Origin of the sequence: Streptomyces sp. WMMC500, from assembly GCF_027497195.1 — a bacterium.
Taxonomy (GTDB): domain Bacteria; phylum Actinomycetota; class Actinomycetes; order Streptomycetales; family Streptomycetaceae; genus Streptomyces.
The window spans coordinates 7,643,211-7,666,559 of record NZ_CP114905.1; the positions used below are offsets into that span (position 1 = coordinate 7,643,211).

Consider the following 23,349-nt stretch of genomic DNA (forward strand, 5'->3'; position numbering starts at 1 on the left):
CGAGCCGCTCACCGCACCCGGCGCAGGACCATGCGTACGGTGCCGTCCCGTTCCGTGGTCTCCTCGGCGAGATGGAAGCCCTCTTCCGCCAGGCGGGCCGCGGTGACGTGGTAGGCGTGGCGTGCGGTGAGCCGGTCCAGCCAGGCCGCGTCGTGCCTGCGGCGGTCGTAGTCGCTGATCGCGGCGGTGAAGCGGCCGTCCTCCCCGTGGAGGAAGCCGATGTCGTTCGACAGCCGCCCGACGTGTCTGCGCCGCACGATCACGTGTGCCGTGTGCTCCCGCCGGTCACCGCGGTAGCCGTGCAGCGGCTGCGCGGTGTCGTGCACCTCGACCTCGCGGTACCCGACGTCCGCCAGGGCGGCGCACAGCGCGTCGGTGTCGGTCAACGCCGTGCTGAGCACGCTGAAATGGGACATGCGACGACTCCGTCACGTCGGGAACTCATCGGGTTCGCGGGGCTCCAGCGGGTCGAGGGGCACGACGAACCGGCTCGCGGCCTCCCTCGTCTCGGCGAAGGACGCCGACTGCGCCCGGCCCTCCCGCAGCCAGGCGCGCAGCGCACCGATCGTCTCGCGCTGCGACACCGACAGCGGCACCTGCCGGGCGAGTGCGGTGAGAATGTCGTCGGTGGTGAACTCACGGCCCTCGTTGAACCCCACGTACATGGCGTCCACGACGGCCTGCTCGATCTCCGCGCCCACGTACCCCTCCGAGCTGCGGGCGAGCGCCGCGACGTCGAAGTCCGCCGGCAGCCTTCGGCGTTTACGCAGGTGCACCTCGGCGATTTCCGCACGTTCGTCGGCGATCGGCAGGTCGAGGAAGAAGATCTCGTCGAACCGGCCCTTCCGCAGGACTTCGGGCGGCAGGCTGGCCACGTCGTTGGCGGTGCCGACGACGAAGCACGGCGCCGTCTTCTCCTGCATCCAGGTCAGGATGGTGCCGAACACCCGCGTGCTGGTGCCGGAGTCGCCGCCGCCGTGCGCGAGCGCCTTCTCCATCTCGTCGATCCACACCACGCACGGCGCGACCGTCTCCGCGAGCCGCAACGCGCGGCGGGTGCGTTCCTCCGCCTCTCCGACCAGGGACCCGAAGAGCGCACCGACGTCCAGCCGCAGCAGCGGGAGCCGCCACAGCCCGCCGATCATCTTGGCGGTGAGGCTCTTCCCGGTCCCCGGAATCCCGATCAGCGCGATGCCCTTGGGCGCGGGCAGCCCGTAGTCGCGGGCCTCCTGGGTGAACGCCCGCTCCCGCAGCCGCAGCCACTTCTTGAGCACGTCGAGGCCGCCCACGTCGTCGGGGGTCTCGTGCACCGGATAGAACTCCAGCGCCTCGCTCTCCCTGATGACGTCCTTCTTCTCCTGCACCACCGCCTCGATGTGCCGGTCGTCGAGTGCGTTGTCCCGGACGATCGCCTTGGCGTAGGCGCGGCGTGCCTGCGCGGCGGTCATCCCGAGAGCCGCCTGCCCGAGCTTCTCCCGGCCGGCCGGGGTGAGGTCGACCTTCACGCCCGGTGTCGCCGTCAGCCCGCCCAGCACCTCGTCCAACTGCCCGCGATCCGGCAGCGGCAGTCCGATCACCACCGCCTCGTCCCGCAGTTCCTCGGGCACCGTGCGGTTCGGTGAGATGACGATGACCGACTTGCGGGTGAACTTCAGCCGCTGCACGGCGCTGCGCAGCTTGCGCTTCACCTGCGGGTTGCTCCAGCAGTCGTGGAAGTCCTTGAGGACGAAGACGGTGCCGTCCTCGGCCTTCTCCACCTGCTCGATCACCGAAACCGGGTCGCGCGCGGTGGGCAGCGCCCCGCCCTGGCCGTGCAGCGCCTCGAACCCGTCGGCGAGATCCCACGCGAGGCACCGGCGGCGTCCGCGCTCGCACACGGCGCGCACCGCCTCCAACGCCCGTTCCTCCTCCACCGTCACGGCCACGATCAGCGTGTACCGCGCGCGCAGGTAGAGGTCGAGATCGGTCCGAAATCCCACCGGATACCCCCAGCCCCTTCGCTGACCAGCCTCACGACCGTAGCCGACCGGTCGGTCATCCGTCGCTCACCTCGATGTCGGCGGTGCCCGGAATCCGTCCGGGGCCGGCGACTTCGATGTCATCGCGGTGGCCCCACCACGCCAAGGCGGAGATCGCGTCGGCCCACGCGCGGTGCGGCGTGCCCGGCGCCGCTTCCGGCAGGGCGTCGAGCCGCCCGGGATGCAACTCGTGGACCGGGAGCCGGCACAGCGCCGTCAGCTCCGGATCCCACAGGTGCCGCAGCCACAGGCCGCCGCGCCGGTCGCCGCTGACCAGCGAACCGCCGTCCGGGGTGAACACCAACTCGGTGACGCGCCGGTCGTGTTCGGCGCGGACCCCGGCGGCCTCGCCGGAGGGCAGCCGCCACAGCCGCACCGTCCCGCCCGCGTCGCCGCTTGCCAGGACGTCCCCGTCCGCGGACACGGCCAGGGCCGTCACCCCCTTTGCGTGGCCGGTCAGCACCCCGGCGGGCTCGCCCGAGGGCATCCGCCACAGCCGGATCGTACGATCCGCTCCGGCGCTGGCGAGCAGGGTTCCGTCCGCCGTCACGGCCAGGTGCTGCACCCAGCCCGTGTGCCCGTTCAGCACGCCCGCGGCCCGCGGCGCCTCCGCCTGCCACAGCCGGATGTCACCGCTGTCCCCGCCGGTCGCGACCAGCGCGGTGCCCGGGATCGCCACGACACGGTGCGGGGCGGTGCCGCTGCCGCTCATCGCCACCGTGTCGACGTCGGTGCCGGGCGGCAGGCGGGTGCGGCCTCCGACGAGGAAACGGCCGTCGGACGGGGACAGCATGGCGTGATAGACCGCCCTGTCGTCGGCCCTTTCGGTCTTCGGGCCCCAGGGGTCGCGCCACCGGGACGCGGTCCGGCCGTTGTCGATCAGCAGTTCCCCGTCCGGCGTCACCAGCAGCATGCCCGACCAGGATTCGTGCTGGGAGGTGCGTACGGTGCCGACCTGCTCGCCCGAGGGCAGCCGCCACAGCGCCGTCCTGCCGAGCTTGGCGGCGGCCAGCAGGTTCCCGTCCGGGAAGGCCGCCAGGTCGAACCAGCGCCCGTCGGCCAACTGGCGCATCGGCTCGCCGGTGGGCAGGTGCCACAGGCGTACGCCGCCTCCGTTGCCCGCGGACGCGAGCACGGTGCCGTCCGGCGTGGTCACCAGGCGGTTGACCTTGCCGGTGTGGCCGGGCAGCGCCCGCGCGTCGTCGTCTCCCGCGGCGGGGTTTCCGGTGCACCGCCGCGCCAGCGCGGTCAGCTCGCGGTAGCGGGCCCGGTCGGGCCCGGCGTCCGGTCGCCAGTCGTATGCGTGCAGTTCGGACAGGATGCGTACGGACCAGAACGACGGGGCCCGCAGGGCGAGCTGCCAGAGCCGCGCCGGTCTGCCCGCCGCCAGGAGCATGCCGATAGCGGCGTCCCACTCCACCTCGGACAGCTTCGCGACCGCCTCGTCGCGGCCGGAGCCGACGGCCGCGCGGACCCACTCGATACGTCCGGACTCGCGGGCCCGCTCGGCCAGCCGTGCGCGCAGGGGCTCGTCGGCGGCCGTACGTGCGGCGGCCAGGGCGCCGCCGTCGAAGTCCAGCGCGGCGTAGTCCTCGAACTGCCCGGTCAGGAACAGCAGCAGCGCCCGGCGGGCCGGATCGGAGTGCCGGTACCCGGCGGACGTGACCAGGTCGGCCAGCCGCGGGCTGTCGGTGCTGAACACCACCTCGCACAGCGCGTCGATCTCCGCCTGGCCGCCGAGCCGGGTCAGCCCGTCCTCGGCGATCGCCACGACCGTACGGTCCGGGCTCCCGGCGTACGCGGCAGCCAGCGCCCGTACGGCGGCCGGCGTGCGCAGCGCCGCCAGCCGTTCCGCCGCGCGGCGCCGCCGCCGGCCGCCGAACAGCGGGCCGCGGCCGTCCACTTCGGCGGCCAGCCGGGCGGTCTCGTCGCCCTCGACGCCGCTCACCGCCGCATCACTCCTGCCTCACTCCCGCAACTCGATGTCCGTCGCGGCGGCGGCCGAACCGTCGTCGATCTCCACGTCGTGCCGGTGCCGGCGCCAGGCCAGCCGTGCCAGGAGATCCACCCAGGGCTGCCCCGCGACGCCCGCGGACGCCCGTAGCCGCTCGACCTCGTCGGGGCGGAGCCGGCCCGCCGGGGCACGCGCCTGCGACAGGACCGCGGGCTGCCACAGCCGGAGCGAACCCGCGCCGCTCGCGGCCACCGCGTATCCGCCGGGAGCCACCGCCAGCGCGGTGATCTCGGCCCCGAGTCCCTCCGGGGCGACGGCGGGTTCGCCCGAGGGCAGCCGCCATGTCCACAGCCGGCCGTTGCGGCTGCCGGCGACCAGGAAGCGGCTGTCCGCCGTGACCGTGAGGCGGCCCACCTCGTCCCTGTTCCCCAAGTCCCAGGAGACCGGGCGCTCGTGGACGGGGAGCACTCCCGCCGGCTCACCGGACGGCAACCGCCACAGGCGCACCGTCCCCTCGCGGCCCGCACTGGCCAGCAGGCTGCCGTCCGGGGTGATCGTCAGGTGCGTGACGTTGCCGGCATGTCCGGTCAGTGTGCCGGCGGACTCGCCGGAGGGCAGGCGCCACAGCGCGATGTCGCCGCGCTGCGCGGGGGGTGGTGGCTGCCGCCCCGGTGTGCCCGCCAGCAGGGCGCCGTCCGGTGCGAGCGCCAGCGGGCCGTTGCCGTTGATCCGCTCCAGCAGGAGGGCGGACGGCAGCTCCCACACCCTGATTCCCCATCGGTCCAGCCCGGCCGCGCGTTCCCGGCCCGGGGTGGCGACGACGCCGGAGACGGAGCCGTAGAAGTCTTCGACGGTATGGACCGGGCGCAGCCCCGGCGACTCCCACACCTTCGGCTTGCCGTCGTAGCCCAGGGAGAACAGCGTCCTGCCGTCCGGTGCCGGCAGGAGGTTCGCCCGCGATTCCCACGCCCGCGCCAGCTCCGCGCCGTCCCGTAGCCGCCAGGAGGTCATCACGGCCGAACCCGCCGCGACCAGTGTGCCGTCGTCGATGACGATCGAGGTGACGGTGCCGGGGCTCACTTCGATACGCCGGAGCCGTCGCACCCGGGGCAGCGTCCACACCGTGATCACGCCGTTGTCGTCGCCGGCGGCGAGCGCCTCGCCGTCGGCGGAGACGGCGAGGGCGCGTATCGCGCGGGCTCCTTCGGGATCGAGCAGCAGCCGGTCCACCGGATGCAGCTCGCACCGGTCGGCGAGCCCGACGAGCGCCTCGTACTCGGCCCGCTCCACCGTCTGCCGCGGGCGCCAGCCGGATGCGCCGAGGTCACACAGGAGCCGTACCGCCCAGAACGGGGGAGCGGCCAGAGCCAGTTGCCACAGCTCCGCCCACCGCCGGGCGCGCCCGAGCATCGCGCGCGAGGTGTCCCACTCGTCGTCGGACAGCTCCGCGAGCCGCTCGTCGGAGCGGTCGAGCGTCACCGCGCGCACCCAGTGCAGCCGGCCGGTCCGCCGGGCCATCGCGGCCAGCCGGGCGCGCAGGGCCGGCTCCGCCGCCTCGTGCGCGGCGCGCAGCAGGCGCCCGTCGAAGTCCAACCGCCGGTAGGCGTCTTGTTGTTCGGTGAGGAAGAGGAGCACGGCGCGGCGACCCGGATCCTTCGGTGCGAACCCGCCGGCGACCGCCGCCCTGAGCGCGGCCTCGCTTCCGCTGTCGATGGCAGCCGCACACACGTGCTCGCGGGCCTCCTGGGCGTCCAGCCCGGCGAGCGCCGTGGCGGCCCGGGCGCGTAGCTCCGGGTCGCGGTCGCCGTCGGCGATGCCGACCATCGACCGTACGGTCAGCTCGTCGCTGCCGAGAACGTCCGGGCGGCCGGCCCGCAGCGCGGTCCGCACCCGCACGTACGGAGGATGCGAGGCGATCCAGCCGTGCTGCCCGACCAGCCGGTCGAGTTCATCGCTGCGCCGATAGCTCCAGACATGGCACACCACGTCGATCGCGCGCTGGTCGTCCAGCCGCGCCAGCGCCCGCCTCGCGACCTCGTGCGCGCCGCGGTCGTGCCCCCTGGCCAGCTCCTCGGCCAGGGCGCGTACGGCGTCCGGCGTGCCCGCCCTGGCCAGTCGTCTCGCCGCCCGTTGCGGCGGGATCCACACCGACCCACCGGATTCGAGGAGGCGGGCGAGCCGGTCCACCTGCTCGTCGCGCATCGTGGCTCACCACCCCGTGGGCGGGTCGATGCCGGTCAGGGTCACCCTGCCGTCGGGGTGCACGATGACCTCGGCTTCGGGCACGGCGTCGAGATCGGCGCGGGTGTAGCGGTCCGAGAAGAACCGGACAGTCTTGTCGGCCGATCCCCGCAGCCCGCGGGCGATCCGCAGGTCCTGCCGGTACCGGCCTGCCAGCAGCACGTCGACGCAGCGGCGCAGCTCGTCGAGCTCGCGCATCCGCAGCACCTCGGGCCAGTCGTAGCCGGTGAGCAGAATCGTCGACAGGCGCGTCCCGGCCCGTATCCGCCGCAGCAGTTCCAGCACGGCGCCGCGCTGCTGCAACGGCTCGCCGCCGGTGATCGTGACGCCCTCGATCCGGTCCGCGAGCGCGGCCACGCGGCGGTACAGCTCGGCCACCTCGACCTCCTCGCCCGCCCGGGCATGTGTGCCGGGGTTGAAACACCCCGGGCAGCCGAGCGTGCAGCCCTGTACCCAGATGACGGCCCGGGTGCCCGGTCCGTTGGCGACGCTGAACGGTTCGAAGCCGTGCGTCCGCAGCCGCCCGGGCACGGTCACGCCTGCGGCCCGCGGCGGAGGTGGTCCGGCACCTGCTCGTCGACCACCGCGTAGGCGTCCGCCGTGAGTTCGCGGCTGACGACCTCGCCGCCGAGCGCCTTCTCCAGGGCGGCCGTCAGGTCGAGGCAGCCGCGGCCGGGGACGCCGTGCACCTCGATCCGGGTCGTGCCGTCCGGCGCGATCGTCACCTCGATCTCCTGGAACTCCACGGTGCTCTCCTCACCCCGCAGGTCAGGTCAGCTTCACCACCGGGAAGTCCCGGTGCGTCTGCCGCCCGCTGACCAGATCGTAAGCCGTCAGCAACAGCCGTTTGTTGCCGTCGATGCCGAACTCGACCCGGAACCGGGCCTGCCCCGCCGTCGCGGCGGGGTCGGCGCGCAGGAACGTCGGGCTGTGCTCGTTCAGCCAGAACCGGTGGCGCTCCTCCTCCGCCGGCACCGCGCGCACCCGCCACGCTCCGGACGGGTCGCACACCAGCTCGGTGTTCCCCTCGCCGGCGCGGTGCCGGCTCAGCTCGTAGATCGCGATGCCCAGCTCGGTCTGGCCGTCGTGGGTGGCGTTCACGGTCATGGTGTGCACCGGCTCGGTGCTCGGATAGGCGGTACCCGCGGTGACGCAGGTGCGGTACTCGTAGCGCCCGGCCCGCCGGTCGAACCAGCGCACCGCGTAGTCGTGCTGGACGTGGTCGTAGAAGTCGGTGCCGGCGGCGAACGCCGCCGCCCCGCGCGCGACCGCGTCCAGCGGGCGCTCGGAGAGCACCCGGTCACGCCCGAAGATCCGCTCCAGCGTGCGGCGGACCGAGGGGATCAGGCTGCTGCCCCCGACCATCAGCACGGCCGCCAGATCGTCCTCGTCGTAGCCCCGGGTCGACGCGTCCCGTACGGCCCGGCGGACCACGCGGTCGATCCGGGAGAACAGCTCCCGGCGGTCCAGCAGTTCCTCGAACGACACGAGCCGCCGATCGCCACGCGCGGCGCCCTCCCGGACCAGTTCGAGGCCGAGCACCGCGCCGGTGTCCGGGTCCAGCACGCTGATCTCGGCGTGCTCCCGCGCGGACAGCGCCTCCTTCGCGCGCTCGCACTCCACCAGCAGCGCGCGGCTGACGCGCCGTACCTCCTCGTCGCTGTCGTGGCGATCGTTGCGCGCCAGCAGCTCCTCGAAGATCCACTGATCGACGGTGGCGCCGCCCAGCTCGTCACCGGCCTTGCCGAGCACCCGGCAGGTACGCCCGGTCGCCGCGCGCTCCTCCTCGTCCTGCACGCGCACCACGGCGGCCTGCACGGTTCCGCCGCCGAAGTCGAACATCAGGTAGACGTGCCCCGGCCGGATGTGCGCGCCGTAGCCCAGTGCCGCCGCGGACGGCTCGTCGATCAGCCGGTACCGGCTCAGCCCCGCGGCCTCGGCGACCTCGCCGAGCCAGTTCTCGTAGTGCTCGAACGACTCCACCGGCGCCGTCAGCGCGACCTCCTCGCCCTCGGCTCCCGCCTCGACGGCGGCGAACGCCAGAACAGCGGACAGGAAGTCGCGGCCGGCTTCGGAGGGGGAGACGCGCCGCCCGTTCGCCGCCATCGTCAGAGGACTCCGGTTGCCGACATAGCGCTTCATCCACCGGAAGGTGCCGGCGGCGTGGTAGAGGTTCCGGGCCAGCACCTGCTCGCCGAGGAGCCGGCGCCGGTCCCCGGTGTAGTGGATGAGGGAGGGCACCACGGGCACCCGGTCACCACCCTGTCCGAACGATCGCCCGTAGTCGGGCAATCGCAGGGCCGATCCCTCACCGGCCTCGTCGTCCCACAGGGCGACCACGGTGTTGCTGGTGCCGAAGTCGACACCCAGGCGACCCGCCATCAGGACTCCGGGTCAGCGGCGACCGGTTCGACCCCGGCCCGGCGCAGCACACGGCCCCGGTAGCACAGGCCGACCACCCGGATCCGCACCCGCGTCCCCGCTTCCGGTGCGCTGCTCATGCTCAGGGGGTCGTGCCGATCCGGATCGAACGCGGCTTCCTCGCCGAGCGCGCCGAGGGTGTCCACACCGGCCGCGCCCAACGACCGCACCAACCGCGCACCGACGGCAATCACGTCGTCCGCCCGCACCTGCACGGTGCCGCCGTGGTGGAGCTGAGCCTGCGTCGCCAACTGCACCAGCGAGGCACCCATGGACTCCACGAGCTGCTCGACCTGGGCCTGCCCCTGCCGCTCGGCCTCGTCCTCGGACGAGGTCCGGGCCCGTTCCAGGTCGGCGCGCAGTCGCCGCACCGAATCGTCGCGCTCCGTCAACGTCAGCCGGCACTCCTGGAGCTGCCGCTCCAACTCCAGCTCCCGCCCGGCCCCGCGCCCCCTGGCCCTCCACCGTCGGCGGAACTCTCCCCACATCCCACCGAACATACAGAACGCGACGGGGCGGGAACCAGGGAACGGCGCCCGGCCGGCCCCGGGGCAGTCCACGGTCCCATGAGGAGGCCGGGACGGGGGGCGGATCCGCCGCCTCGGCGATCCGGGCCGCGGCGTGCGGGGTGATCGGGATACGCGGGCTCTTCTTGCCGGAGGTCTCGGCTGGGAGCCGACCGCACCCTCCGGCGAACCACCGCACGGGACAGGGCTTCCGGGGCGGACCCGGGCGGATCGCGGATCCGCCCGGGGTAGCCGAAGGCCCTGTCTTCTCTTGTTTCTGCGTCGCCTTGTGCTGTGCCGGGCGTGGGATGGGTCAGTTCTTGATGTCGCCCTTGACGTGCTTGTCGACGAATTCGTGGGCCATGTCGCCGAACTGTTCGCCGAAGGTGATGGTGCGGTCGACGGTCTTCATGAAGTGGACGCCGCCCCAGACGCGGCTGGTGCCGCAGGCGCGGGTGAAGTCGGTCCAGGTGGGGAAGTGGAGCTGGAGGTCGGCGGCGGGGGTGATGCCGGGCTCGACCATGGTGGAGCCGGCTTTGTAGTCGATGGTCCAGTCGAGTTCGTCGGAGCCGAAGTAGCGGCGGGCGGCCTGGGAGGTGGCCGAGCACAGGCTGGTGGAGCCTGAGGGGTATTCGGGGTGGTCGCCGACGGGCAGGTAGCTGGACCACTCGGAGGCTCGGATGTCGTCGACGGTGCCCATGCCGATGCCGCCCCAGGCGGTGACCTTCTTCTTGCCGTAGACGTGCTGGACGACGGTGACGGGGCGGGCGGCGTCGAACTTGGTCTTCTGGTGCCAGGCGGCGATCAGCGGCTCGAACGTGGCCAGGACGTGGGAGAGCATCCAGTGGACCCAGCCGTGCATGCCCATCTCGTTGTTCTCATCGTGCTTCTTGGCGATGACGATCGATGAATGCCCGATGCCCCACAGCTTGTTCTCCATGATCTCGGTGACGACCTTGCGTTCGTCGGTGAGAGCGGCCGAGGTCTCCAGGATTTCGTCCGCGGAGCGCCTGAAGGCGCGGCGGTCGGTGTGGTCGATGTGGTCGGGGCGGGGCAGGCGGAACTGGGCGGGGTCTTTGAAGATGTGCGGCTTGGTGCGGGCGGCCTGGGGGGTGACGAAGTGCTGGGTGACGTAGATGCCGAGGTCGCCGGGGCCGCCGCCGGCGCGGCGGCCGTTGTGGCGCTGGAGTTGGGGCTGCCAGCGTGAGGGGTTGTTGACGTCGAAGGCGGTGTTGACCGGCTGGTAGCCGGTGTAGTCGGCCCAGGGTGTGGGGTTGTAGGTGCGGCCGCCTTCGTAGCCCAGGACGTTCATGCCGTCGTTCTTCAGCGCGTTCCACGCGTTCTTCGCGGCGACGTTCCCGATGCCGATGGGGCTGGTGAGGTTCTCCGACTCGTCCATGGGGTCCAGCCCGAGGCCGGTCATGAGTTCGCGGAGGCGGCCGACCTGCTGGGGGAGGATCTGTGTCCAGACGCCGTGCTGGGCGTAGAGGGCGGCGATGTTCATGTTGCGGTTGGTGGCCGATTCGCCGGCGGGGCGGCGGGGGATGCGGGAGTACACGCCGACGGCGGTCTCGTGGTAGGGGGCCAGGGCGTCGAAGGCGGCGAACCAGACGACGCGGTTGATCCACAGGAAGACGGTGACGTCCATGGGGCCGAGGATGGCCAGGGTGGGGGACTGGCCGGCGTTCTCGTCGGTGGGCTGGGCCCACTTGATGTAGTTGTCCTTGTCCAGGTCGAACTCGATCTGCGCCGACTGGGCCGCCCCACCCGCCGAGGTGCCGGCGGACGGGCTGGCCGGCTTGGGGGTGGCGTTGGCGGTGCCGGTGAGGCCCTGCGTGGTCAGGACGGCGGCGCCGGTGACGCCGCCGAGGAGCAGGGACCTGCGCCGCGGGGAGGAACCTGTGTCAGAAGTGTGTCCGGACGTCGTCATGTGTTGTGTTCCTTTCCAAGAAGAGAGGGGGGCTCCACGGTCCACGGCGACGCCCTTAGGGGGCAGGTGCTGCCCCGGGGCTTGTCGCACACACCGACTGTTCCGGCGCTTTCATAAAATGAAGAGGGGGCGGGTGCACCCGCTGTTCCTGTTCTTCTCGGGTATTTTCGGTAACGTCTTCAAATCCCTCGGACAGTATTTTCATTCCGCGCCGAAGGTCAGGAAATCATGCGCGGCACCCTGTGCGCTGCGGGGTACCTTACTGGGCTTTGCTAGAGGTCTGCTAGAGCGCAACTAAGAGTTGCGGCAACCAGCCCGACACGCCCGACACCCCCCACCGAAATTCATGACACGACGAGATATGTACGGAGTAGGCAAGGGACGGGGGGGTAAAGGCCATGCGCTCCCGGGCGCCGGCGGTGCGCGACTTCGGGGCGCCCGACGGGCGGTGCGATGCCCCCGCGGTGGCGAAGATCCCGTGTGGGTCGGTCCCGGTGGAGTCTGCACTGAGCAATCTGGGCGATGACAGGGTCTGTTGTGTGGGGTCAGTGTGGTGGTGAAGCGTGTTTTGGGTGCGTGGAGGGGGTCTTCACGCGAATCGCTGGTGCGGTCGTATCGGAACTGGGCATCGGAACGGGAAGGTCCTCTATGTCGTCCACTGTTGTCGGGTTTTCTGGCGATTTCGACGTTATCGTCATCGGCGGCGGGCCCGCCGGTGCGACCACATCCGCACTCCTGGCCAAGCGCGGACGCCGGGTCCTGGTCCTGGACCGCGAGCGGTTCCCCCGCTACCACGTCGGGGAATCCCTCATCCCCGGCGTGATGGTCCCCATGGAAGAACTCGGCCTCAAAGAACGCATGGAAGCCAAAGGCTTCGAGCGCAAGTACGGCGGCACCCTGGTCTGGGGCAACAACGAAGTCCCCTGGAACTTCTCCTTCACCACCGGCGGCCGCATCCCCTACGCCTTCCACACCCGCCGCGCCGACCTCGACGCGCTGCTGCTGGACCGGGCCCGGGAGCTGGGCGCCTTCGTCGTCGAAGACGCCACCGTCAAGGACACCCTCGAAGAAGACGGCCGCGTCGTCGGCGTCCGCTACGCCCTGCGCGGCCTGAGCGGCACCCAGGAAGCCCGCGCCTCCCTGGTCATCGACGCCTCCGGCCAGGCCCGCGTCATCGGCCGCAAGTACACCGAGGTCAACTGGAACGAACAACTGCGCAACGTCGCGGTATGGACCTACTTCGACAACTGCCACCGCCTGCCGGGCGACGAGTGGAGCAACATCCTCATCGAAGGCACCCGCGACGGCTGGTTCTGGGGCATCCCCATCGACAAGGGCGTCTTCAGCGTCGGCTACGTCACCCGCTCCGCCCTGGCCAACGAGTCCGACAAGTCACTGGAAGACCTCTTCGAGTCCGAGATCGCCAGCACCACCAAGCTGAAGGAACTCCTCAAGGACTCCACCCAGGCCGCCGGCTACCGCACCGCACGCGACTGGTCCTACACCAACGAACGCTTCCACGGCCAGGGCTGGGCCCTGGTCGGGGACGCCGCCGCGTTCGTCGACCCGCTGTTCTCCACCGGCGTCGCGCTGGCCACCCTGGCCGGCAGCACCCTGTCCAAGGTCGTCGACCAGATCCTGGAACACCCCCACATCGAGGAGAAGGCCCTCGACCGCTACTCCACCGCCTACCAGGAGTTCTTCCACGACATCCGCAAGTTCGTCGAAGGCTTCTACGACCGCTCCAAGACCAAGGGCTTCTACTTCAACATGGCCCAGGAGATGGTCGACCCCGAACGCGAAAACGAAGCCGAAGTCGACTTCGTCAAACTCATCTCCGGCCTCAGCGGCCGCCAAGGCGGCCTCTTCGAACTCAACGTCGACGACCTCATCGAAGACACCACCCCCACCCCCACCAGCACCTGACACCACACCCCGCACGAAGCTCCCGGCGGCGGAGGATCCAGTTGATCCTCCGCCGCCGGGAGCTTCTGCCGTTCATGCCCTGCAGTGCGCCGGCGCGGGGGCGCCCGACCTACCACAAGTCACCGCAGGGCCCCTATTCCCGACGCCGTACCTGCCCTGACATTTGCTTGCCGGTTACGATGAGCGGAGTAGGCGGGTAAGGTCCCACTCTATTCATCGCCCCGTGAATTTTTCGGCGCCGCACGCCCGAAATGTCAAGAATCCCTTCCATAGTTTCTTTCGAGTGGCTCTTGAGTGGCGAGTGTTAGGGTCCGCTCCAGGATTTCGCAAAAACGTTCGGCGTCGAGTGCGGGGGAGTGTCCGGTGGCCGAAGGTGCGGGGGCGGAAGGGCTTTGCTCGCCTATCGGGAAATCTGCTCGACTGGTCGATGCGCCCTTCTCGCGTGACAAGGTCTGGTCGATCCTCTCCGCATTCGAGCGCGGATTCTCAGACGCCCGCGGCGTCATTTCCCTCAACGTGGTCATAGCGGAGGAAGGCGTAGCCTCGTGACGACGTCCGCCCGTGTCCAGCAGATTCCGTTCGATTTCGGCAAGGGTAACTTCATCCGGGATTTGATCACGACTCATGGTGGTGGGGGGTATCCGCCGGCGGATGCGATGGCCCCGGGGGATGTGGCCTCGTACACGTGGGTGACGCATCTGCTGCAGACGTCATGGTTCGACGCGCTCGCCTCCTATCACCCCACCGCGGTGGGGGTGTGCCCCACCGCGGTGGGGGTGTGCTCCCGTATCCCGCGCCGTCCGGTGGGGGAGTCGGCGACCAACCGGAACAGGAACATCGCGGGCCTGTATGCGATGTTCCAGGTGGTCAAGGGGGTGTTCACGGAGCGGGAGCCGGTGTTGCGGCAGGCGTTCTCGGCACTGGGCCCGGATCCTGACGACGAGTCACGGGATGTGACGACCGCGGTGGGGATCGGCAACGTGGCCGGCACGTCGGTGGTCGCCACCCCCCAACTGGCCCTGGTCACCCCCCAGACCTACCACCACCCCGACCGCTTCACCCTCCCTGCACCGGGCCATCTCGACCACACGGACAGGAAGGCCTACCGGCAGGCGGTCGACGAGGTCCTGGCCGCCTCGGCCGGGCTGGACGACGAGCGGAAGATGAAGGCGGAGTTCTTCGAGCACACGCCGCTGTCGGTGACGCTGTCACCGCGGGCCGCGGCCATGGCCCACGATCTGGACCTGGACGGCTGGGCGCAGTTGTTCCTGGTGTGCTCGACCGCCCGGTTCGACAGCCTGATCGCCGCCTGGCACCACAAGCGCGCCTTCGACGCGGTGCGGCCCTTCGGCGCGGTGCGCCACTTTGCCGCCGGCTCCGGCCAGCGTGAACCCGGCACCGTCCCGGCCGCCGACCTCCAACTGACCTGGGCCACCTGGAGCGACTTCGAAACCGACTGCGCCGCCAGCCGCGTGTGGGCCGGCGCCCGCTTCACCCAGACCAGCCAAGCCTCCCCAGGCCTTCGGCACCCGGTTCGGCGACCTCGCCCACACCTTCGTCCACCAACACACCACCGGCAACGTCGACAACTGACCCCTCCTCCCACAAGCCACGACTGCCTTCCACCTCTGGGGACAAGGAAGATCACCATGACGACGTCCAGACGCACTCTCCTGCCCGGATCCCCCGGGGGCCGCAGATCCCTGCTGATCAGGGGTGCCTCGGCCTTAGTCGGCGAGAAGAAGGCCCGAGACCGACGCAGACATGTGGACGCACGACACCAACGCCTTGAAGAACGACGGATCGAACCTCCTGGGATACGAGAGCGGCCGCACACACAGCGCGCGACCCCGGGCGGATTACACCGGCTGGGCGCCGCTGAACTCGGCGTGCGAGGTGAACGCCCCCGCGGGCGCGCAGCCGCACCTCCAGGCCCCCGTCGACCGCCGCGCCTGCGGGGTCACGAAGTGCCGGGCACCTTCGCCGCCCGGCACTTCGTGACCCCGCAGGCCGCCCGGACCAGGGCCCTCATCCTCAAGGACCCGTCCCGGTCCCGGGTCGCCCGACCTGACCACGTCGATCACACCGCACGACCGGTGCGGTCAGGCACGTCCACGGCCGGCGTACCCGTCGGCCTCCACGAGCCTGTGCTCGGCCACCTCGCAGGCCGCCCGGAGCTCCAGCGGCTCCGACGACCCGCACGCCACTTCAACAGGACCGTCGACCCATCGAGTTCGGTGAGCAGTCGGCGACCTGACCCACGAGCAGCGCAACGGCACGTCGAGGGCAGCGTCAAGGGCTGAATCGTTTGCCCATGCCGCAGCCATCGAGAATCCCCCTTCCCTTGAAGGGCCCTTGCCAGGTTCGCCTCGGGAGGCCCTTCCCCGTAGACATCAAGGAAGACGATCATGACGACGTCCGGTCACACTTCTCCCGCAGGCACCCCGTTAAGCCGCCGATCACTGGTGGTCGGCGGCGCCTCGGCCGTGGCACTCTCCCAGTTGGCCTTCGCCCGCACGGCCGGTGCCGCGAGCGAGGAGCCGCCCGAACTCCTCGACCTGGACAAGGACAACTACGTCAAGTGGGCCCAGCCCGGCGACGACCAGGCCGGCCAGGTGCCCAGCCTGCAGTTCATCGGCCCGATGGATGCGACGGTCTTCCTCTGGACGAACCGCGCGGCGATGCTGGCGGCGTTCGACGCGCTCGCGCCGTACCACGAGACCGCGCTCGGCATCCACTCCCGGATTCCGCGCCGCCCCTCCAGTGAGTCCACCACCAACCGGAACATGAACATAGCCGTCATCTACGCCCAGCACGGCATCTGGAAACGTCTGCTGCCGGAGAACGTGGGTGCTCTGCAGCAGTTGATGACCGCGCTCGGCCTGGACCCCATGGACGAGTCGGAGAACCTGACCAGCCCGATCGGCATCGGCAACGTGGCCGCCGCATCGGTCTGGAAGTTCCTGGAGAGCGACGGCATGAACCTCCTCGGCGACGAGGGGGGCCGCAAGTACAACCGCCAGCCGTGGAGTGACTACACCGGCTTCGAGCCGGTGAACACGCCCTACCGGGTGGTCAACCCCTCACGCTGGCAGCCGCTGCTCGGCCCCCACAACGGCCGTCGTCTCGGTGGCGGCCCGGGCGACCTGGGCATCTACGTCGGCCAGCACTTCGTGACCCCGCAGGCCGCCAGGACCAAGCCGCACATCTTCGACGACCCCAGCCGGTTCCGGATCGACCCGCCCCGGCACAGCGACCACACCAACGCCCGCGCCTACAAGCGCTCCGTGGACGAGGTCCTGGAGGCGTCGGCCACGCTCACCGACGAGCGCAAGGTGCTCGCCGAGATCATGGACAACAAGCTCTGGGGCATCGGCCACTCGTCCATCGTCATCGCCCGCAAGCGCGACGAGGACAACCACATGGGTGTGCACGGCTGGGCCCAGTGGGTCCTCCAGAGCATTCTGGCGACCTTCGACACACTGATCGCCGACTGGTACCTCAAGGCCAAGTACAACGCCGTGCGGCCGATCACGGCGGTCCGGCACGTGTACGGCAAGAGCAAGATCACCGCCTGGGGTGGGCCGGGCATGGGCACGGTCGACGACATCCGCGCCGACGAGTGGACCAGCTACCTGCCGACGGGCGACCACCCGGAGTACCCGTCGGGTTCCACGACGCTCTGTGCCGCCGGGTCGCAGAACACGCGGCGCTTCTTCGGCGACGACGTGCTGGACTGGAAGTTCGTCTTCCCTGCCGGCACGTCGCTGGCGGAGCCCGGGGTCACCCCCGCCAGGGACATCGAGGTGCACTTTCCCACGTGGACGGACTTCGACAAGGCGTGTGCCCAGAGCCGGGTGGACGGCGGCGTCCACTTCAAGAAGACGGTCGAGCGGTCGATCAGGTTCGGTGAACAGTTCGGCGACCTGACCCACGAGTTCGTCCAGCGGCAGGTCAGGGGCGAGGTCAAGGACTGACCGCCGGCCGTAGCGGAAGGAAGGGCCCCCGGCGCTCCTGCCCGAGTGCCGGGCGGCCCCTTGCGCACCCGCCACGCACCACCACCTGACGAGCCCGCACCCACCTCCCCCCTCGCCCGGCGGCCGGTCCTGCGCAGCGCAGACTCCGCATCCCTTGTCGGGAGGAATCCATGGGTACGAACCCCGAACAGGCGGCACCCGCCGACGGGAGCGGCGGGGATGCGCTGGACGCGCGTCGGCGCGATCGGTGACCGTCTGGGCCGCAAGCCCACACTGCTCGCGGGGCTGGGCCTCTTCGGGGTGGCGAGCGTGGTGGCGGCGCTGGCGCCGAGCGCCGAGATCATGCTGGCCGCGCGGGTGGTCAGCGGCATCGGCGCGGCGACGATCATGCCCATCACGCTGGCCGTCATCACCTCCACCTTCCCCGAGGAGCAGCGCGGAAAGGCGGGACCGGCGTCGCGGGCGGAGGCGGCATCCTCGGCATGTTCCTGTCCGCCTTTCTCGTCGACGTCGCCGACTGGCGCTGGCTGTTCGCCCTGCCCGTGGCGCTGACCGTCGCGGCCCTGGCGATGACGCTGAAGACGGTGCCCAACTCCCACGAGCGCTCCGGTCACGCCCTCGACACCACCGGTGCGGTGGTCTCCGCCATCGCCGTGGTCGGCCTCATCTTCGCGCTGCAGGAGGGGCCGGAGCGCGGCTGGACCGAACCGGCCACCCTGATCAGCCTGGCCATCGGTCTCGTCGCCACGGCCGGGCTCGTGTTCTGGGAGCTGAGCCGCCGCGACGCCGCTTTGCTGGACGTGCGCCTGTTCCGCGAACGGGGCCTGGCCGGCGGGTCGACCACGCTGGTCGCGATCTTCGCCGTCCAGGGCGCGATCTCCGTCGTACTCTTCCCGTTCCTCCAGGCCGTACTCGACTGGTCCGCGCTGCTGTCCGCGGCGGCGCTGATGCCGCTGGCCGTCGCGATGATGATGACGTCGGGCCTGGCACCCAGGATGGCCGCGCAGGTGGGCCCCCGCCCGACCATGGCCACGGGGATCGCGCTCACCGGCGTCAGCCTGGCGCTCATGGCGGGGTTCGTCTCCGTCGACGACGGCTACCTGTCGATCCTTCCCGGCATCATCGTCATGGGTATCGGCCTGGGCCTGGCCATGGTGCCCTCCACCGAGGCCATCACCCGCTCGCTGCCGGAGGAGAAGCAGGGCGTCGCCTCCGCCCTGAACGACGTCACCCGTGAACTGGGCACCGCCCTGGGCATCGCGATGCTCGGGGCCATCCTGACGGCCGGCTACCGCAGCGCCATCGACGACGAACTGACCGGCTTCCCGGAGAGGGCCGCGGAGAGTGCGCGGGAGGGCGTCGCCAACGCCATCGAGGCCTCGGGCAGCGCGGGCCCGCAGGCACCGGCCCTGATCGACGCCGCACGGCAGTCCTACGTCGACGGATGGCAGCAGGCCATGTGGGTGGGCGTCGTCGTCATGGCCGTCCTGCTCGTCTACATCGTCTTCCGCGGCCCGGACAAGCCCGCCCCCAAGGCCGTTGCGGACAAGGCGGAGGGCGCCGAGGCCGTAGCGGCGGGGTGACCGGCACGGGCCGGAGGCACCGGCCCGGCGCTGCTCTCCGCCGGGCCGACGCCGTCCCGTTCGGGGCTCAGCTACCGATGCTCTGCGGGTGCCGGAAGAAGTTCGGCGCGTCGTACCGGCGCTTCACCGAAACCAGTCGGGAGTAGTTCTCGGCGTAGTACGACTCCCGCCAGTCCTCCAGGTCCGGGTTGGGGAAGCCGAGATAGGACTCTCCACTGGAGAGCGGGTCGATGACGTCGAAGCCCCGGGTGGGCCACACCATGGCGGCCTCGGCCTCCTCCGCGGGCGGCTGCGGGTCGGGCAGCAGGGACGCGCAGGCCACGAAGAACTCCGCGCCGCGGTGCACGAAAGCGGTCTGGTCGCGGGGGACGTCCTTGCCGGCGCCACCGAGCGACGTGAAGTACAGGTACGTGGTGTGCCCCGGCCTGCGGTTGGCCTCGTAGGTGGCGAGCAGGTCGGCCACCCCGGAGCTGCCCGTGGGGCGGTCGAGCAGCCGGGTCCGCTCCCTGAGGAAGGGGGTGCGCTGGATTCTGGCATCCGGGTTCGAGCCGGCGCGGTGGCACTCGGCCAGCGTGAACTGCTCGCAGCCGTAGACCGCTTTCATCCCCTTGTCGTACGGAAGCTCGACCACATGGAGACTGGGCGTGGCGCCCGACGTGGCGGCCAGCTCGTTCAGGAGCCGCTCGCACTCCGACTTCGGCCCGTGGTAGGCGCCGTGGATCCTGATGATCGGCACATTGCCCGGGGCGCCGTTGCTCAGCAGCACGGTCAGGGTCGAACCCAGGTCGCGCGGGCCGTGGTAGCACCACTCCTGCCAGGCCGTGATGATCTCCTGGGCCTTCTCCCACGGCCAGGTGGAGTCGAAGGACACCACGCTGGGGGCTGCCACCGGACGTACCTCGAAGTCGGTGACCACGCCGAAGTTGCCACCGCCGCCGCCGCGCAGGGCCCAGAAGAGGTCGGAGTGCTCCTCCTCGGAGGCGCGCACGACGCGGCCGTTGGAGAGGACCACCTGGGCCGAGACGAGGCGGTCGCTGCCGTAGCCGAACTTCCGTACCTGAAAGCCTATGCCCCCGCCCGATATGTAGCCGCCCATGCGTATGGTGGCGCAGGTGCCCGTGACCACCTGCCTGTCATAGGGCGCGAGCTCGGCCAGCACGTCGACGCTCTGTATCCCGGGCCCGAGCCGCACCGTGCGCCTGCCCGCCGCGACGTGGTCCAGCCGCGAGACGTCGAGGATCATGCCCTGGCCGGTGGACCAGCCGCTCAGACTGTGCCCGCCGCTGCGGGTGTGCACCGGTATGTCGTTGTCACCGGCGAACTTGACGGCCGTGCTCACGTCCCGGGCCGACTCGCAGTAGACGACCGCCCGGGGCGTCACGGTGTCGAACTCCACCAGAACGCCTTGCTTGGCATAGGCGTATTCCTGGTCTGAGGGCAGCACCACGTCGCCCTTCAGATGCTTGCGCAAACGCCCCCACTTGCCGTCATTTCCGTATACCGACCCCACTGATGCCCCGACTGCGGTGGCCGCGAGCGCTATGCCGCCTCCACCGCGAAGAAGGGATCGTCGACTCAGCATCGTTCCTCCTGTTACCAGCAGACAGAACGGACAGGTGGAGGGGGTCGACCGGGAGCCTTGAGGTCTCCTCATGCTTGGTCACGGGTCAGACGATGCTGCTGTGATCGGTGTGATCGGTGTGACCGCGCCCGTCGCGCCCGCCCCGAGCAAATGTTCGCCGACCCGAACCCCCGCGCCCCGGAGGACGGGTCGAGCCCCACTGGAAGCAGAGTCGACGTCCCCGGCCGCCGCCGACGTGGTTGATCCGATCAACTCCCTTGTCAACACAGGGTGGGCAGTCTCTCGCATGAATAGGATCGCGCGAGAGCGGACGCGAGGAGCAGGTGCCGATGACAGATGCGCGTTTCCTTCTGGCATCGACTCGTCCGAGTTGATGCGTCCTCTTGCCCGGGACGGCGCTCACGGGCCGTGGGATGCTGCGGAGCCGTTCCATCCCCGGGTCAGACGACTGGATCTCGGTACGCTCCTCGTGGCCGACGTCAACGGCGTTACCCTGCGCCCCGAGCAGCGTGGTCAGGAAGTCGGGGCCGTCACATTCGTCTTCGAGAAGTCGGCTCTCCAGCTACAGCTCTTTCATGCTGCCGAAGCGGGGGATGGGATGACGTGCGCGGCCGCTTGAGCTCTCAGGTGCTTGCGGCCGGGGGGCAGGTCGAGGAGAGGGCGGGCGCGCTGGGGGCGAGCTCGATTGCAGGCTTCCGGTGAGCGACGGATCGGGGCGGCTCGCCCGGGTGAGGTTCGTCGGCAGCCGTGGCCCCGGACGGCTACTGCGCGGAGTGCTACGGGGAGACGCCGCGGAGTCCGATGTCCACCACGCCTGTGAGTCGCCCGCCCGGAGCGGACTGCCGGTTACGAGCGGCTTACGCTCCTGGACTCCAGGAGGAATCTGGCCACAGCCGAGAGGATCCCCGGGACGGTGATGAACCAGAGATCGGCGTAGTCTCCCAGCCAGAGCAGGATCGCAGGGATCGCCGCGATCGAGATCACGAGATGCATCACCGCGACGGGGACCGCCGACTCCGGCCCGTCCGCGAACCAGGAGATCCAGGCCCGGGCGAGCATGGCCACCGGCACGCCGACGACGTACGCCAGTGTCAGCAGCAGCAATCATGTCTCCTTTACTTGAAGCTGAACTGCGGGTCGGGCTTCCCACTCAGAAGTGTCCCGAACGGTTCGCTTCAGCGGAGTCCAGGGGATTGATTCCCCACGAATCGCCGCCTCGTGGATTCCCGGCGAGCTATGCGGTCGTGCTGGTGCGCCCGTGTTCCCGTCTCGCAGGAAGTCTCTCGTCATCTTCGGGTTCGCCGTACGGTGCGTACAGGTGGCTCCGGTCGTGAACCGGCACGTTCGCGAACCGGGGAGGCTGCGCAGGGCGAGTGAAGAAGATGCTATGAGCGCCGCGCTAGCCCTCACCCGGGCCTCGACCGTCAAGGGCTTCGCGCAGACCCTGGCCGGGGGCAGGCTGCCCTCCGCCATCCGCGACCGCGGTAGCTCGGTGCGCAACGACTCCGGCCGCACCGCACGCGTCAGCCTCGCCCGCTTCGCAACAGCCCGCGACACAGGCCCGTTCGCGAGCGTTCAGCCGTTCGGCGGATTCAACGTGTTCGTATGGGTTTGAGAGGTGCAATTTGGTCAACCTCGACACTATGGCCCAGGCGAAGCAGGAGACGGAGCGCAAGTACGCCGCGGCAGCGGCCGAGGGCATCCCCTGGCTGCCCGAGCTGACCGCCGTGCACCCGGTCGCCTCGCTGGCAGACGCCGGGATGCAGGAGCTGGACGCCGTCCACTACGACACCGAGGATCTGCGGCTGACCCGCACGGGCGCGTCACTGCGCCGCAGAACCGGCGGCACCGACGCCGGCTGGCACCTGAAGCTGCCCCTGGAGGGCGACAGCCGGGAGGAGATCCAGGCCCCGCCGTCGTCGCAGGACGTCCCCGCGGAGCTACGGGAACTCGTTCTGTCCCGCACCCGCGGCGCGCCGCTGCGGCCGGTGGTGCGGATCCGCTCCACCCGCTGCCTGCACCGCCTCCTCGACGCCGACGGCGACCTGCTGGCCGAGCTGAGCATGGACGCGGTGCACGCCGAATCGCTGCTGGAGTCCGGCGGGCACGCGGTGTGGACGGAGATGGAGGTCGAGCTCGCCGACGGCGGCGACCCCGCGCTCCTGGACGACGTCGAGGAGGTGCTGCGCAGGAACGGCGTCGAACGCGCCGACAGCCCGGCCAAGGCGGTCCGCGCCCTGGCCGAGGCCGCGGGCCTGCCGCAGCGGACGCCGAAGAAGCGCCGCGTGCTCGCCGCGGGGTCGGCCGGCGACCACGTGCTCGCCTACCTGGACCGGATGGCCGCGAAGCTCAGGGACCTCGACCCGGCCGTCCGGCGCGACACGCCCGACGCGGTGCATCAGATGCGCACCACGGCCCGCCGCCTGCGCAACTGCCTGCGCTCCTACCGCTCCGTCCTCGATCGTGACGTCACCGATCCGATCCGCCGCGACCTGCGGTGGCTGGCCCGGGCGCTCGGTGCGGAGCGCGACCACGAAGTGCTCAACGAGCGGCTGGCCTCCGGTGTACGGGAGCTGCCCGGCGAGCTGGTACGCGGCCCGGTCGCCGCACGGCTGCAGGCCTGGGACGTGGCGCAGCGGGCCGAAGGCCGCCGGCGCACCCTCGACGCGCTCGCCTCGCCCCGCTACCTGGAGCTGCTGAACCGGCTGGCGGCGCTGACCGACGCTCCGCCGCTGCGCCCCAAGGCCGCCGGGAAGCCCAAGAAGGTACTGGTCAAGGCCCTCCTCAAGGAGTACGACCGGCTCGCCGAACGCATGGACCGCGCGCTGCAGATGCCCCCCGGGCCCGAACGCGACGCCGCGATCCACCACGCCCGCAAGACCGCCAAGCGACTCCGGTACGCCGCGGAGACCGCCGATCCGGCCCTGGGCAAGCCCGCGCAGCGGCTCCGCAAGCGCGCCAAGGCCGTCCAGCAGGTGAGCGGCGACCAGCACGACAGCGTCGTGGCCCGCGAAGCCCTGCTCCGCATGGCGGTCTCCGCGCACGCGGCGGGCGAGACCGCCTTCACCTGGGGGCTGCTGTACGGGGAGGAGCGGGCCACGGCCGGCGCACGGGAGAGGCAGCTCCCCGAGGCGTGGGCCCGGGTGCACCCGGCGGCTCGGCGCAAGGCCCTGCGCGGCTGAGCTTGTTCTTTAACCTTTGCCGCCTTTGT

The 23,349-nt window shown here is 70.8% G+C and carries 18 protein-coding genes and 1 pseudogene; 8 read left to right on the forward strand and 11 right to left on the reverse strand.

Annotation, left to right across the window (positions count from 1 at the left end):
• Nucleotides 1-8 precede the first annotated feature (8 nt).
• From O7599_RS32960 to O7599_RS33000, 9 genes are all read right to left on the reverse strand, one after another.
• Nucleotides 9-416 (reverse strand): DUF1257 domain-containing protein, encoded by a 408-nt coding sequence (locus O7599_RS32960; RefSeq protein ID WP_281619260.1) that lies wholly within the window; start codon nucleotides 414-416, stop codon nucleotides 9-11.
• A 12-nt stretch (nucleotides 417-428) separates the two neighbouring features.
• On the reverse strand, nucleotides 429-1,979 hold the full coding sequence (locus O7599_RS32965; RefSeq protein ID WP_281619261.1) for an AAA family ATPase: 1,551 nt from the start codon (nucleotides 1,977-1,979) through the stop codon (nucleotides 429-431).
• Between the two features lie 55 nt (nucleotides 1,980-2,034).
• The gene (locus tag O7599_RS32970) at nucleotides 2,035-3,966 is read right to left on the reverse strand and encodes a WD40 repeat domain-containing protein (RefSeq protein ID WP_281619262.1); all 1,932 of its coding nucleotides are present in this window, start codon (nucleotides 3,964-3,966) and stop codon (nucleotides 2,035-2,037) included.
• 18 nt (nucleotides 3,967-3,984) lie between these two features.
• Nucleotides 3,985-6,174 carry a hypothetical protein gene (locus O7599_RS32975; RefSeq protein WP_281619263.1) on the reverse strand — a complete coding sequence of 730 codons (2,190 nt, stop codon included), beginning with the start codon at nucleotides 6,172-6,174 and terminating at the stop codon, nucleotides 3,985-3,987.
• A gap of 6 nt (nucleotides 6,175-6,180) precedes the next feature.
• On the reverse strand, nucleotides 6,181-6,750 hold the full coding sequence (locus tag O7599_RS32980) for a 4Fe-4S single cluster domain-containing protein (protein WP_281619264.1): 570 nt from the start codon (nucleotides 6,748-6,750) through the stop codon (nucleotides 6,181-6,183).
• On the reverse strand, nucleotides 6,747-6,959 hold the full coding sequence (locus O7599_RS32985) for a DUF2997 domain-containing protein (protein ID WP_281619265.1): 213 nt from the start codon (nucleotides 6,957-6,959) through the stop codon (nucleotides 6,747-6,749). The genes O7599_RS32980 and O7599_RS32985 overlap by 4 nt, the downstream gene beginning before the upstream one ends.
• Before the next feature lie 22 nt (nucleotides 6,960-6,981).
• Nucleotides 6,982-8,595 (reverse strand): Hsp70 family protein, encoded by a 1,614-nt coding sequence (locus O7599_RS32990; protein ID WP_281619266.1) that lies wholly within the window; start codon nucleotides 8,593-8,595, stop codon nucleotides 6,982-6,984.
• On the reverse strand, nucleotides 8,595-9,122 hold the full coding sequence (gene grpE / locus O7599_RS32995) for a nucleotide exchange factor GrpE (RefSeq protein WP_281619267.1): 528 nt from the start codon (nucleotides 9,120-9,122) through the stop codon (nucleotides 8,595-8,597). The genes O7599_RS32990 and grpE overlap by 1 nt, the downstream gene beginning before the upstream one ends.
• Nucleotides 9,123-9,453: 331 nt before the next feature.
• On the reverse strand, nucleotides 9,454-11,070 hold the full coding sequence (locus O7599_RS33000) for a DUF6851 domain-containing protein (protein ID WP_281619268.1): 1,617 nt from the start codon (nucleotides 11,068-11,070) through the stop codon (nucleotides 9,454-9,456).
• Between the two features lie 648 nt (nucleotides 11,071-11,718).
• Between O7599_RS33000 and O7599_RS33005 the strand changes: the two genes are divergently transcribed.
• The 5 genes and pseudogenes from O7599_RS33005 to O7599_RS33025 form a co-directional block, all read left to right on the forward strand.
• Nucleotides 11,719-12,996, forward strand: a complete 1,278-nt coding sequence (locus tag O7599_RS33005) for an NAD(P)/FAD-dependent oxidoreductase (RefSeq protein ID WP_281619269.1) — start codon at nucleotides 11,719-11,721, stop codon at nucleotides 12,994-12,996.
• 363 nt (nucleotides 12,997-13,359) lie between these two features.
• Nucleotides 13,360-13,545, forward strand: a complete 186-nt coding sequence (locus tag O7599_RS33010) for a hypothetical protein (protein ID WP_281619270.1) — start codon at nucleotides 13,360-13,362, stop codon at nucleotides 13,543-13,545.
• Nucleotides 13,542-15,299, forward strand: a complete 1,758-nt coding sequence (locus O7599_RS33015; RefSeq protein ID WP_281619271.1) for a DUF6851 domain-containing protein — start codon at nucleotides 13,542-13,544, stop codon at nucleotides 15,297-15,299. Before O7599_RS33010 ends, O7599_RS33015 begins: the two co-directional genes overlap by 4 nt.
• A gap of 105 nt (nucleotides 15,300-15,404) precedes the next feature.
• Nucleotides 15,405-16,973 carry a DUF6851 domain-containing protein gene (locus tag O7599_RS33020; protein WP_281619272.1) on the forward strand — a complete coding sequence of 523 codons (1,569 nt, stop codon included), beginning with the start codon at nucleotides 15,405-15,407 and terminating at the stop codon, nucleotides 16,971-16,973.
• Nucleotides 16,974-17,207: 234 nt separating this feature from the next.
• Nucleotides 17,208-18,556: pseudogene (locus tag O7599_RS33025) on the forward strand (MFS transporter); the annotation flags it as partial.
• Between the two features lie 67 nt (nucleotides 18,557-18,623).
• Here the strand turns inward: O7599_RS33025 and O7599_RS33030 are convergent.
• Nucleotides 18,624-20,027: an FAD-binding oxidoreductase gene (locus O7599_RS33030; protein WP_281619273.1), complete on the reverse strand. Its 1,404-nt coding sequence runs from the start codon at nucleotides 20,025-20,027 to the stop codon at nucleotides 18,624-18,626.
• 484 nt (nucleotides 20,028-20,511) lie between these two features.
• Between O7599_RS33030 and O7599_RS33035 the strand changes: the two genes are divergently transcribed.
• Nucleotides 20,512-20,757 (forward strand): DUF3710 domain-containing protein, encoded by a 246-nt coding sequence (locus O7599_RS33035; RefSeq protein ID WP_281623620.1) that lies wholly within the window; start codon nucleotides 20,512-20,514, stop codon nucleotides 20,755-20,757.
• A gap of 227 nt (nucleotides 20,758-20,984) precedes the next feature.
• On the opposite strand, the gene O7599_RS33040 is transcribed toward O7599_RS33035, so the two are convergent.
• Nucleotides 20,985-21,242 (reverse strand): hypothetical protein, encoded by a 258-nt coding sequence (locus O7599_RS33040; protein WP_281619274.1) that lies wholly within the window; start codon nucleotides 21,240-21,242, stop codon nucleotides 20,985-20,987.
• A gap of 283 nt (nucleotides 21,243-21,525) precedes the next feature.
• Between O7599_RS33040 and O7599_RS33045 the strand changes: the two genes are divergently transcribed.
• Both O7599_RS33045 and O7599_RS33050 read left to right on the forward strand, forming a co-directional pair.
• Nucleotides 21,526-21,753: a hypothetical protein gene (locus tag O7599_RS33045; protein ID WP_281619275.1), complete on the forward strand. Its 228-nt coding sequence runs from the start codon at nucleotides 21,526-21,528 to the stop codon at nucleotides 21,751-21,753.
• A 28-nt stretch (nucleotides 21,754-21,781) separates the two neighbouring features.
• Complete coding sequence (locus O7599_RS33050) at nucleotides 21,782-23,320, forward strand: CYTH and CHAD domain-containing protein (protein WP_281619276.1); 1,539 nt, start codon at nucleotides 21,782-21,784, stop codon at nucleotides 23,318-23,320.
• The last annotated feature ends 29 nt before the right edge of the window (nucleotides 23,321-23,349 follow it).

Coding starts and splice junctions, on each gene's coding strand:
- O7599_RS33020 (WP_281619272.1), top strand. CDS start 15,405: ATGACGACGTCCGGTCACACTTCTCCCGCAGGCACCCCGTTAAGCCGC.
- O7599_RS33050 (WP_281619276.1), top strand. CDS start 21,782: ATGGCCCAGGCGAAGCAGGAGACGGAGCGCAAGTACGCCGCGGCAGCG.
- O7599_RS32990 (WP_281619266.1), bottom strand. CDS start 8,595: ATGGCGGGTCGCCTGGGTGTCGACTTCGGCACCAGCAACACCGTGGTC.
- O7599_RS32975 (WP_281619263.1), bottom strand. CDS start 6,174: ATGCGCGACGAGCAGGTGGACCGGCTCGCCCGCCTCCTCGAATCCGGT.
- O7599_RS33005 (WP_281619269.1), top strand. CDS start 11,719: ATGTCGTCCACTGTTGTCGGGTTTTCTGGCGATTTCGACGTTATCGTC.
- O7599_RS33035 (WP_281623620.1), top strand. CDS start 20,512: ATGCGTCCTCTTGCCCGGGACGGCGCTCACGGGCCGTGGGATGCTGCG.
- grpE (WP_281619267.1), bottom strand. CDS start 9,122: ATGTGGGGAGAGTTCCGCCGACGGTGGAGGGCCAGGGGGCGCGGGGCC.
- O7599_RS32960 (WP_281619260.1), bottom strand. CDS start 416: ATGTCCCATTTCAGCGTGCTCAGCACGGCGTTGACCGACACCGACGCG.
- O7599_RS33045 (WP_281619275.1), top strand. CDS start 21,526: ATGAGCGCCGCGCTAGCCCTCACCCGGGCCTCGACCGTCAAGGGCTTC.
- O7599_RS33000 (WP_281619268.1), bottom strand. CDS start 11,070: ATGACGACGTCCGGACACACTTCTGACACAGGTTCCTCCCCGCGGCGC.